The organism is Oscillospiraceae bacterium, assembly GCA_035353335.1.
Classification (GTDB): Bacteria; Bacillota; Clostridia; order Oscillospirales; family JAKOTC01; genus DAOPZJ01.
This window is the reverse complement of sequence record DAOPZJ010000001.1, coordinates 127,996-138,533: the sequence shown is the minus strand read 5'-3', so window position 1 is coordinate 138,533 and position 10,538 is coordinate 127,996. Positions and strand designations below refer to the sequence as shown.

13 protein-coding genes are annotated in these 10,538 nt (G+C 50.7%); 8 read left to right on the top strand and 5 right to left on the bottom strand.

Translation table 11 applies throughout. The features are described from left to right. Positions 1 to 77 precede the first annotated feature (77 nt). The 8 genes from PKH29_00660 to PKH29_00625 all read left to right on the top strand — a co-directional run bounded on the left by PKH29_00660 (position 78) and on the right by PKH29_00625 (position 6,521). On the top strand, positions 78 to 1,202 hold the full coding sequence (locus PKH29_00660) for an alpha-L-fucosidase (protein ID HNX13348.1): 1,125 nt from the start codon (positions 78 to 80) through the stop codon (positions 1,200 to 1,202). After that, positions 1,199 to 1,717 (top strand): hypothetical protein, encoded by a 519-nt coding sequence (locus PKH29_00655; protein ID HNX13347.1) that lies wholly within the window; start codon positions 1,199 to 1,201, stop codon positions 1,715 to 1,717. The genes PKH29_00660 and PKH29_00655 overlap by 4 nt, the downstream gene beginning before the upstream one ends. A gap of 192 nt (positions 1,718 to 1,909) precedes the next feature. Then, positions 1,910 to 2,662 carry a methyltransferase domain-containing protein gene (locus tag PKH29_00650; GenBank protein HNX13346.1) on the top strand — a complete coding sequence of 251 codons (753 nt, stop codon included), beginning with the start codon at positions 1,910 to 1,912 and terminating at the stop codon, positions 2,660 to 2,662. 117 nt (positions 2,663 to 2,779) lie between these two features. Next, positions 2,780 to 3,250, top strand: a complete 471-nt coding sequence (locus PKH29_00645) for a GNAT family N-acetyltransferase (GenBank protein HNX13345.1) — start codon at positions 2,780 to 2,782, stop codon at positions 3,248 to 3,250. Between the two features lie 157 nt (positions 3,251 to 3,407). Then, positions 3,408 to 4,157: a class I SAM-dependent methyltransferase gene (locus tag PKH29_00640; protein HNX13344.1), complete on the top strand. Its 750-nt coding sequence runs from the start codon at positions 3,408 to 3,410 to the stop codon at positions 4,155 to 4,157. 3 nt (positions 4,158 to 4,160) lie between these two features. Further along, the gene (locus tag PKH29_00635; protein ID HNX13343.1) at positions 4,161 to 4,979 is read left to right on the top strand and encodes an HAD family hydrolase; all 819 of its coding nucleotides are present in this window, start codon (positions 4,161 to 4,163) and stop codon (positions 4,977 to 4,979) included. Positions 4,980 to 5,048: 69 nt separating this feature from the next. After that, the gene (locus PKH29_00630) at positions 5,049 to 6,002 is read left to right on the top strand and encodes a hypothetical protein (protein HNX13342.1); all 954 of its coding nucleotides are present in this window, start codon (positions 5,049 to 5,051) and stop codon (positions 6,000 to 6,002) included. A gap of 42 nt (positions 6,003 to 6,044) precedes the next feature. After that, positions 6,045 to 6,521, top strand: a complete 477-nt coding sequence (locus tag PKH29_00625) for a hypothetical protein (GenBank protein HNX13341.1) — start codon at positions 6,045 to 6,047, stop codon at positions 6,519 to 6,521. A 122-nt stretch (positions 6,522 to 6,643) separates the two neighbouring features. Here PKH29_00625 and PKH29_00620 read toward each other — a convergent pair whose 3' ends face one another. From PKH29_00620 to PKH29_00600, 5 genes are all read right to left on the bottom strand, one after another. Further along, positions 6,644 to 7,369, bottom strand: coding sequence for an NAD(P)H-dependent oxidoreductase (locus PKH29_00620; protein ID HNX13340.1), 726 nt, complete (start codon positions 7,367 to 7,369; stop codon positions 6,644 to 6,646). A 145-nt stretch (positions 7,370 to 7,514) separates the two neighbouring features. Further along, positions 7,515 to 7,703, bottom strand: a complete 189-nt coding sequence (locus PKH29_00615; protein ID HNX13339.1) for a ferredoxin — start codon at positions 7,701 to 7,703, stop codon at positions 7,515 to 7,517. A gap of 21 nt (positions 7,704 to 7,724) precedes the next feature. Continuing rightward, on the bottom strand, positions 7,725 to 9,356 hold the full coding sequence (hcp, locus tag PKH29_00610; GenBank protein ID HNX13338.1) for a hydroxylamine reductase: 1,632 nt from the start codon (positions 9,354 to 9,356) through the stop codon (positions 7,725 to 7,727). 27 nt (positions 9,357 to 9,383) lie between these two features. Then, a complete protein-coding gene (locus PKH29_00605; GenBank protein ID HNX13337.1) occupies positions 9,384 to 9,698 on the bottom strand; it encodes a cupin domain-containing protein in 315 nt (104 codons plus the stop codon). A 40-nt stretch (positions 9,699 to 9,738) separates the two neighbouring features. Further along, positions 9,739 to 10,538, bottom strand: an 800-nt coding sequence (locus PKH29_00600) for a 4Fe-4S binding protein (GenBank protein ID HNX13336.1), incomplete at its 5' end; no start/stop codon positions are given.

Below are 10,538 nucleotides of genomic sequence, written 5' to 3'. Positions count from 1 at the left end.
CATCCTCTTGAAATTGTTCCGTGATAACCCTCTGTTCTAGTCAAGACCCAAATTTAAATATGGGAGGTAAACAACACATGGAAACCTTTAATATCCACCGCCAAAATCCCCCGCAATGGTTCAAAGAGGCTGATTTCGGCATTTTCATCCACTGGGGCCCGTCAAGCGTTCCTGCTTTTGCTCCGGTCGATGTCGACGACTACGCCAAACTGATGCGCGAAAAACCTCCCGAGTACATGTTTAAAAATATTCCGTATGCCGATTGGTATCAAAACAGTATGCGCATCAAGGGCAGCCCCGCGAACCTCTATCACAAAGAGCATTTCGGCGGCAAATCCTATACCGCTTTCGCCGAGGAGTTCAAGCAATCCGCCAAAAACGTCGACGTCGAGCACTGGGCCGATCTGTTCAAACAAGCGGGAGCAAAATATGTCGTGGTCGTCAGCAAGCACCACGACGGTTTTGTGCTGTTCGACACCAAGGTCGAAAACCCCAAAATGCCCGATTATCACCTCGATTTCGACCATGTCGGCAACCTTGCCGCCGCCTGCCGCAAGCGGGGTATGCGCTTCGGTGTCTATTACTCCTCGCTGCTCGATTGGACGTTTACCCAAAAGCCCATCGACAGCGCCGGCGACCTGTTTTTACATAACGACAACTCCAAGACCTACTGCGATTATTGTTTCAGCCACTGGAAAGAGATCATCGACCGCTATCATCCCGACGTGCTCTGGGGCGACATCGGCTACCCGACCGATCCCCGCCTTGAAGAACTGTTCGCCTATTTTTACAAAGCTGTCCCCGAGGGCGTAGTCAACGACCGCTGGGGTCAGTGGCCGAATGGGCTGCGCAACCCCATCGGGCGCTCGCTCGTCAACAGCGCCGCCAAAAAGATGCTGCGCGAAAACCCCGGCAAGCTGCTTGACGCCAAATATTACGATTTCCGCACCCTCGAATACACCGCCGACTGGCAAGAAAACGGGTTGTATTTCGAGATCTGCCGCGGCATGGATAAATCTTTCGGCTATAACCGACTCAGCCGTCCGCAGGACTATATCACCGCCAAAGAAGTGCGTGATATCCTCACCGAGGTCGTCCCGAAAAAAGGCCGCCTGCTGCTGAACGTCGGCCCCGATTCCAACGGCACCATCCCTGACTATCAGGTCAAAATCCTAACGGAATTAGGAGGAAATGCGCAATGACTGATAAGTTGAAAAAGTATGTCGCCGTGCAAACGATTATCTCGTTTTTCGTCAACGGCATCCTGAACGGCATCATCGCCTATTTTCTGAACAAAAACAATCAAATCGAGACCATCACCATGCCGCAAAATTACATCAACCTCACCATCGACATCGGCGTCACAGCGCTGATCTTTGCTTGGCTGATCGCCTGGTCGGTCAACGCCAACTTGAAGAAAGCCAACTTTTTCGGGGTGCTCGAACCCAAGACCAACTTACAAACGTGGATGGGTCATGGGTTTAAAAAGCCCGCCCGCTACGGTTGGCTGCTCTGCGTCGGCATGATCCCGGTGCTTTACGGCCTCACCTGCCTCGGCCTCTGGGCTTTCGGCGTGACCCATTTCACCTTGTGGGGCTATGTGTTTTACAAAACCGGCTACACCGCTGTCATGGGCGCGGCGTTCTCGCTGATTTTCATGATGAGCGGTTTTCTCATGCCTGCGCCAACTGCAAAGAAAAGTAAAAATCTTGCTTGACAAAATACGGTAGTTTTCGTATAATCAAATCTCCGCGTCTGCGGCTGGACGCTTGCCGATATTCACCCGATGTGATGTTCCGTTTGATTTTGAAAGACGGTGCAGTTTTTTTGTATCGGAATATAGAGGTTCGACGCCGTTTTGCGGTGTCGCGGAAGTTTATTTTAGATGAACAATTATTAGTCCACCTATGTGCAATACACCGAAGAACTCTACCGCTCCCGCGCGCTCCGATTTTATGATGGCAACAAGGAGTTGTGGCTGAATCTTATCGGCGTTCGCGAAGGTATGAAGGTTTTGGAAGTGGGCTGCGGAAGCGGCATCTTCTGTCACCGCATTAAAACTTTCTGCCGAACACACGGTCACAGGATTGATCTTGACACAGGACACATCGAATACGCCAAGAAGAAATCAAAGGAACTCGGCATCGATTGTACATTTATCAACGCAGACGCGACAGCGCTGCCCTTTCCGGATAATTCTTTTGATCTGTGCTATTCCTATACGGTCATCGACTTCTGCGATCCGAATTTATTTATCAGCGAGCAGAAAAGGGTATTAAAATCGGGCGGAACGCTGACCGTTCTGAATATTCACGGCGGCGGTATCAACTCCCAGATGTGGAAACCCGAAGACGCGGATGAAGAAAAGGCGCTCTTTGACAAGCTCTGGTCAGAAGCCGGAAAAAACAAGCTGAGCGACATTAAAAAATACCCGCTCTCCCTGCGCGATTATCCGATAAATCTTGAAAAAGCGGGACTGAAAGAGATCAAAATGGATGTCCTCGCTGTCGCACCTTATAACCCAGACAACAGCAATATCTTCGAAACGCTTATCTCCCTCATCAACCGCAAATACGATCAGCGCATCGAAAAATATCAATCGGGCGAAAAACTCTGGGATTTTTCGGCAGGCATCACTTTCGCTGCCGGGGGAAAGAAATAAGACCTATTTGCCTGCAACGAAGAATCCGCAGCTAAAATTCCCCTCTATGGAGGGGTGGCACGCAATGCCGAGGTAGTTCATTACCACTCTCAAAATCTCACCCGAAAGGAATATCCCATGAACATCCGAATGGCTGATCAAAACGATCTCGAACTGCTGGTCAAACCGCGTTTTGACTACTTCACCTCCGAAGGACAGACTTTCACTCCCGAGGAAAAAGCGGCCCTAACTGCCAACCTCACGTCCTACATAAAACGCCACTTGAATACCGATTTCTTTGTCGCTATCGTCGAAATCGACGGTCAACCGGTCTCGACGGCATATCTCGCAATCTCCGAAAAACCTGTAAACACCTCTTGGTCGACCGGTAAAATCGGGACAATCCTCAACGTTTTCACCTTCCCCGAACACCGCAAACAGGGATGTGCGACCGCCTGCCTGAACCTGCTGATCGATATTGCCAAGCGCGAAAACTGCTCTTATCTCGAACTCTCCGCTTCCGAGATGGGTAAGCCGGTCTATGAACAACTCGGGTTCAAAATTCCCACCCCGTCTCACTTCACCCCGATGCGGCTTTCTTTGCTGTAAATATTTTTGAGTTGGGCGGGATGCCCATATCCCGCCTGTCATCCTGAGTGGAGCGCGACAACCAGTCTGTTAAAGATATTAAAACAACAACCGCGCGCAGTCGAAGGATCTCGGCGCGTACAAGCCGCCTAATAATAAGTAACATCAGGAGAACATCATGAACTACACCGATCAAAATTCCAAAACCATCGACCGCTGGATCGAAAACGGCTGGGAGTGGGGCGTCCCGATCACCCACGAACAGTTTATCGCCGCCAAAAACGGCGATTGGCAGATGGTCTTGACCCCGACCAAACCCGTCCCGACGGACTGGTTTCCCGACCTCTCGGGTAAAAAGGTGCTCGGTCTCGCCTCGGGCGGCGGACAACAGATGCCGATTTTCGCGGCGCTCGGTGCCGACTGCACGGTGCTGGACTATTCCGAAAAGCAAATTGCCAGCGAACTCATGGTCGCTGCGCGTGAGGGCTACACCATCAACACCATCCGCGCCGATATGACTAAACCCCTGCCGTTTCCCGACGAGAGCTTTGACCTCATTTTCCACCCGGTCTCGAATTGTTATATCGAGCAGGTTCAGCCGGTCTGGAACGAATGTTTTCGCATTCTTAAAAAGGGCGGCATTCTGATGGCGGGGCTGGACAACGGCTTCAACTACCTGTTCGACGGTGACGACGAGCACGAGATCAAACACTATCTGCCGTTCAACCCGCTCAAAGACCCGGCGCTGATGGCGTCGCTTGAAAAAGACGACAGCGGCGTCCAGTTTTCGCACACGCTCGAGGAGCAGATTCGCGGGCAATTAAAAGCCGGATTCACCCTTCGCGATTTGTTCGAAGATTATAACAGCAGCGGCCTTCTGCGCGACCGCGGCGTCCCGACCTTTTGGGCGACTCTGGCATTCAAATAAATTATGAAGACACTCTATCTCTCCGATTTGGACGGCACCCTATTGAACAGCGAAGCGAAGCTGTCCGATTTTACGGCAAAAACTCTCAATGAGCTGATCGGTGCGGGTCTTATTTTTTCCTATGCGACCGCCCGCTCTTTATACACAGCGCAAAAAGTCACCGCCGGGCTCAATTGCGATTTCCCGGTCATCACCTACAACGGTGCATTTGTCGTCAACCACGCGACCGGTCAGATATTGCTATCCAATTACTTTTCGCAATCCGAAGCGCATTATATACAATCTGTATTAACAGGAGTTCAAATCTACCCGCTTGTTTATGCCCATATCGGCGGCATTGAAAAATTTTCTTTCTTTTCCGAACGGCTGAACGCCGGCAAGCAGCATTTTCTCAACCACCGCAAAGGCGATCTCCGCAGGCGCGATGTCGATCGACCCGAGCAAGCGTATGAGGGCGACTTGTTTTATTTCAGCTGTATCGAGGAAGAAGATGAGCTTGCCCCGGTTTACGACCTGCTTAAAACTGACCCCCGGTTTTACTGCGTCTTTGCAAGGGACATCTATTCGGGTGCTCGATGGCTGGAAATTTTACCGGTGAGCGCCTCTAAAGCCAACGCCGCGCTGTGGCTGAAACAGCATCTCGGCTGTGACAGAATTGTCTCGTTCGGCGACGCTGAAAACGATCTTGCGATGTTCGAAATCTCCGACGAGTGCTACGCCGTCGAGAACGCCGCGCCCGAGTTAAAAGAAAAAGCCACCGCCGTGATCGCTTCCAACAATCAAGACGGCGTGGTAAAATGGTTGATGGAATATATTTCATAAAGAAATTTTTAAACTCCGCAATTTACGCTCATAAAAAAGCAGGAAGTCGTTTTCGGGAGGTCGACAGAAATGAATTATCAGGCATTGTTGGATCGCAGCGAGGATTGGCTTAAATATGCCATTCATCTGAATCTGCTGCATGGACCCAAAGAAAAACTGAAAGACCTTCGCAAAAACGTCCTGAGGGACGAAAAAATCAAATCCTGTTTGAAGGACATTTGCGAATTTCACAATATGCCAGTCCTCAGTCACAAAAACCCCGACTTGCCGATGCATAAACTCCTGTTTTTGCTGGATCTCGGACTGGATACGGATGTCCCCGAAATCGAAATCGCCATCCGGGCTATCCTGAAAAACAGAGACGAACACGGCGTCTGCCAATCGGTCGTCAATATCCCGCGGCATTTCGGGGGTACCGGAGAAGATGCATTCTCCTGGTGTCTTTGCGACGCGCCCATTTTATTCACGATTCTGATAAAAGCCGGTATTGATTATGAGCAAATCCGAACCGGTACGGAGTATTTAGCTTCATTATGCCGCGATAACGGCTTCCTGTGTTGCGTATCTTCGGAACTCGGCAGATTTCGGGGACCGGGCAAAAAGGAGGACTGCTGCCCCTATGCCACTCTCCTCATGGCGAATTTGCTGGCTGAAATCCCGTCATACCGATCTTCGGACATTGCAACGAGCGCCGTAAATGTCCTGCTTGATTTATGGGAAAACAGCATGACACAGCATCCTTATTTGTTTTACATGGGCACCGACTTCCGCAAACTCAAAGCGCCCTCCTGTTGGTATGACCTGATCAGCGTAGCGGATGCGGTCAGCAAATATCCGTTTGCCCACAGAGATAAGCGTTTTTCAGAAATGATAGACCTCATTAAAAGCAAACAAGACGGCGAAGGATTTTTTACGCCGGAATCCATCTATTTAAAATACAGGGCATGGGATTTTGGTCAGAAAAAATGTCCGTCCCCTTATTTAACTTACCTGTGCTATAAGATATTTGATCGTATCGGCTGACACTAAAATAGATCACATCGTTAATTGTTGGGAGGAATAGTTATGGGTCATTTCGGGTTTTCGTATTTGGGCCTGATCTTTTTGCTGATGATGTTTATCCCGAACCTGATTTGGTCAAAAAATCTCCCAAAAGATTTCGAGGAACCCAAAGAGAACAAAATCCTGCTGATCTTTGAACGGGTCGGGCAGGCCTCGACTTTTATACTCGTTCTGATCTTCTCCGATTTCAATTTCCACGGTTGGAAAAATTGGACTTGGTGGCTCATCACCGCTTTTATCGTTTTACTGCTCTACGAATGCTGGTGGATTCGCTATTTCACCGGTCCGAAGACGATGGCTGCATTTTACAGTGATTTTATCGGCATCCCAGTTGCCGGAGCTATCCTGCCGGTCGCAGCCTTTTTCCTGCTCGGCGTCTATGGCAAGGTGATCTGGCTGATGATTTCGGCCGTTCTTTTCGGCGTCGGCCATATCGGCATTCATTTGCAGCATAAAAAGGAACTATCATTCAAATCTTAATAAAATAAAAGGCAGCATGTCTTTATTTACATATTGCTAAAATATACGTTTTGTTTTAATTCATTACCGTTATACATTCTGGCATATGATCATATATGTCTTATGATTACTGACGATAATATTCAGCTATTCTTCCAGGGTTTCGTTTTCTTTGTCCACCCCTGTCTGATCCACCAGTCACGGTCAACCGGATTCCACGCGGTTTTATCGTCGGTTTGCATCCCTTTAAATAACCAAAACATAAATCTAATGCGCAGACCGGTGTGTGGATGTTCGGCGCGCCTGCGGACGGCTTTTGCGAGCTTTTCGGCTTTTCGATCAATCTGCGCCTGTTTTTCTGGTCTCGGCTTTTCGCCGGGAGCTGTTTGACACGCCAATCCGAACCGATAGACTTTCGGCACGCCGATCCATTTCAGCTGCCTCGCCATGGACTTCGTCACATTGGCCGTCGGAGCGCCTGCCGAACTGCAGATCGTCACGCCGACTTTTAAAAACATCGCGCCGTGCGGCCGGTGCGAAAACCAACGATAAGCCAGATGGTCCATCAGGTTTTTCATTGCCCCGCTCATCTCCATGACATAATCGGGGGTGTCCAGCACGATCACATCGGCCTGTTCAAGCGCTTTTGCAATCGGCTGCACCTTGTTCGCCGAAGGACATTTTTCCTCGCTTTTCAAAAAGCAGTTGTAGCAGCCGTAACAAAAATCCGGCCCGTCTTTAGGCAAAAAGAACTCGGTGAGTTCATCCTCCGTCCCCATCAGATTCCTTAAAAACGTGCTTGTCATCCCGTATGTAACGCCCTTGTGCGTCTGTCCGTGCACCACTGCGATTTTCATCAAATTGTCCATCCTTCCGCTCTCATCGGTTTCTGCTTTTAATATATCATACCGTTCGACTGCTTTCAACAAAAAACGACACCGAGGGATTATCTCCCTCGATGCCGTTTTTATTGCATTTGATTATCGGGGCGTTGAGGCGCCCCCCTACACAATTTTATTCTACTTTGATCACGGAAACCGGGCAGTTCTCCTGCGCCTCAACTGCGCTCTTTTCCTCTTCTTTGGGTACCGGGTCCGTATAGACTTCGGCAAGGTCGTCCTTTGCCATTCGAAACACTTTCGGGCAGGTCTCGACGCACAATCCACACGAGATGCAGCCCCCTCTGTCAATGGTCGCTTTCATAATAATTTATACCTCCTCAACTTATGCATTCAAAAACAACGCGATATCCTCGTCTGCGCTTCCGACGCCCGCAATCCCGAACTTTTCAACGAGGACTTTTGCGACATTCGGCGATAAAAACCCCGGCAGCGTCGGTCCGAGATGGATGTTCTTCACCCCGAGATACAACAGCGCAAGCAGCACGATGACGGCTTTTTGCTCATACCAGGCGATGTTGAACACGATCGGCAGCTTGTTGATATCGTCAAGCCCGAAGACCTCTTTGAGCTTGAGCGCAATCACCGCCAGCGAATACGAGTCGTTGCACTGCCCTGCGTCGAGCACGCGCGGAATCCCGCCGATGTCCCCGAGCCCGAGCTTGTTATAGCGGTATTTTGCACACCCTGCCGTCAGAATAATCGTATCCTTGGGCAGTTTTTCGGCGAATTCGGTATAATATTCGCGAGATTTCATTCTGCCGTCGCAGCCCGCCATCACGAAAAACTTCTTGACTGCGCCTGATTTGACCGCAGCGACAACCTTGTCGGCCAGCGCCAACACCTGGTTGTGCGCAAATCCGCCCACGATTCTTCCGCTCTCGATCTCTATAGGCACGGGCAGAGTCTTCGCCAGCTCGATGATCTCGGAAAAGTCCTTTTTGCCGTTTTCGCCGGCGACAATATGCCTGCATCCGGGGAATCCCGCAGAACCGGTTGTGAAAATCCGGCTGCGGACTTCTTCGCTTCTCGGCGGCACGATGCAGTTGGTTGTGAACAAAATCGGCCCCTTAAAAGTCTCGAATTCGGTCGTCTGCTTCCACCACGCGTTGCCGTAGTTGCCCGCAAAGTGCGGATACTTTTTAAACGCGGGATAATAATGCGCGGGCAGCATCTCGCTGTGGGTGTAGACGTCCACGCCGGTCCCGGCGGTCTGTTCCAATAATTGCTCCAGATCGTTCAGGTCGTGTCCTGAGATCAAAATCGCCGGATTTTGGCGTACGCCGATGTCGACTTCGGTGATCTCGGGATTACCGAACCGCGCCGTGTTGGCCTCGTCGAGCAGCGCCATGACTTTGACACCGTATTCGCCGGTTTTCAGCGTCAGCGCGACCAGTTCGTCGGCGGTCAGGTCGTCATTCAACGTCGCCGCAAGCGCTTCAAAAATAAAAGACGTGATTTCATTGCTTGTCTTACCGAGGTTGGCCGCATGTTCGGCATAAGCCGCCATACCTTTAAGCCCGTAGGTGACCATCCCGCGCAGCGAGCGCATGTCTTCGTTATCGGTGGAAAGCACGCCGACTTCGGCGGCTTTTGCGAGCATCTCTTCCCTTGTCTTCACCCCGAACACCGCCGCGTCGTGCAGGCCCGGAACAAGATGCTTTTTCACCAGTTCATCCCGGACTTTGAGCATTTTTACAATCTGTTTCTCGATTGCGCCGTCGTCAAAGTTGGCGTTCGTGATGGTCATAAACAAACTGTTCAGCACTTCGCCGTTGACCTCACCGATTGACCCGACGTCGATTTTAGCTTTGACAACAATTTGAGCAATACCCTTGAGTGTGTAGATCAACAGATCCTGCAGTTTTGCGACCTCCTCGGTCTTTCCGCAGACCCCGCGCATCGTGCAGCCCTTTCCCCCGGCTGTCTCCTGGCATTGATAACAAAACATCGACATTTTTTGTTCCTCCGTCTGTTTTTAATTTTATTTTTTCGGTGCGGGCGCCTTTACAACAAATAACTCCAAGGTCTCGTCATAAAAGTTCTTCACGTTCATCTTGATGTGTTCGGGAATGTTCAGCACATGCCCCGCCGCATATTCGTTTCTTTCGCCGTCTTCAAGTGAAATCGAGAGGGTGCCCCTCGCCACGATCATGTAGACGTTGGCGTTGGTGCAGTGCTCGGGCAGCGCGTCGCCTTTCGGCAATACCATACGCATCAGATGGACGTTTTCGTCCATAATCACCCGTTCGATGCTCTTTTCAGCTCCGGTGTAGAATTCGTATACCTTTTCTAACATATCATATTTCTCCTGTTTCGTCAATTTTTATACTGATTTTTTACTCGTCTAAAATTTCCCCGTCGGTCCCGATCGTGACAACCTGCCATGGGATAAATTTCCCGCTGTTTTGCAGCGCGGTCTTGACCGCGTATTCAATTCCGCCGCAGCAGGGCACTTCCATACGCACGACCGTGACGCTCTTGATGTTGTTGTTTTTGATGATTTCGGTCAGTTTGTCGGCATAGTCGCCCATATCGAGCTTCGGACATCCGATCAGCGTGATTTTGTTCTTGATAAACCGGTTGTGAAAATCGCCGTAAGCATATGCCGTGCAGTCGGCAGCTACCAATAAGTTCGCGTTGTTAAAATACGGCGCGTTCACCGGCACCAACTTGATCTGTACCGGCCACTGCGACAACTTGCTGGTGTTTCTCGCACCGCCCTCGTGGGCGTTCTCATTTCCGCAGGAACACGCTTCACTCTCGCAGCCGCACAGTTCGCTCGCGTTGTGTTTGATGGTTTTCGATTGCGTTCCCGGACAGCCGCAGGGTAGTGCATCGGGCGCTTTCTCTTCCGTATGACCCCCGCAAGCGCAGGACTCGTTCTCATGCCTGATGCTTTTCGATTGTGTCTCCGGACAGCCGCAGGATTCTTCCGCTTTTTTCGCGGCATTTGCCGCCGCTTCATTGAACATCTCCGCTTTGTTAAAAGCGGTTGCCTCGCGCTCTTCGAAGCTGATCGCTCCGGTCGGGCAGACCGGCAGGCAATTTCCGAGTCCGTCGCAGTAGTCCTCACGCAGCAGCTTGGCTTTTCCGTTCACCATGCCGATCGCGCCCTCGCGGCAGGCGCTTGCGCACA

Coding starts and splice junctions, on each gene's coding strand:
- hcp (HNX13338.1), bottom strand. CDS start 9,356: ATGTCGATGTTTTGTTATCAATGCCAGGAGACAGCCGGGGGAAAGGGC.
- PKH29_00630 (HNX13342.1), top strand. CDS start 5,049: ATGAATTATCAGGCATTGTTGGATCGCAGCGAGGATTGGCTTAAATAT.
- PKH29_00660 (HNX13348.1), top strand. CDS start 78: ATGGAAACCTTTAATATCCACCGCCAAAATCCCCCGCAATGGTTCAAA.
- PKH29_00635 (HNX13343.1), top strand. CDS start 4,161: ATGAAGACACTCTATCTCTCCGATTTGGACGGCACCCTATTGAACAGC.
- PKH29_00615 (HNX13339.1), bottom strand. CDS start 7,703: ATGAAAGCGACCATTGACAGAGGGGGCTGCATCTCGTGTGGATTGTGC.
- PKH29_00625 (HNX13341.1), top strand. CDS start 6,045: ATGGGTCATTTCGGGTTTTCGTATTTGGGCCTGATCTTTTTGCTGATG.
- PKH29_00645 (HNX13345.1), top strand. CDS start 2,780: ATGAACATCCGAATGGCTGATCAAAACGATCTCGAACTGCTGGTCAAA.
- PKH29_00620 (HNX13340.1), bottom strand. CDS start 7,369: ATGGACAATTTGATGAAAATCGCAGTGGTGCACGGACAGACGCACAAG.
- PKH29_00605 (HNX13337.1), bottom strand. CDS start 9,698: ATGTTAGAAAAGGTATACGAATTCTACACCGGAGCTGAAAAGAGCATC.
- PKH29_00640 (HNX13344.1), top strand. CDS start 3,408: ATGAACTACACCGATCAAAATTCCAAAACCATCGACCGCTGGATCGAA.
- PKH29_00655 (HNX13347.1), top strand. CDS start 1,199: ATGACTGATAAGTTGAAAAAGTATGTCGCCGTGCAAACGATTATCTCG.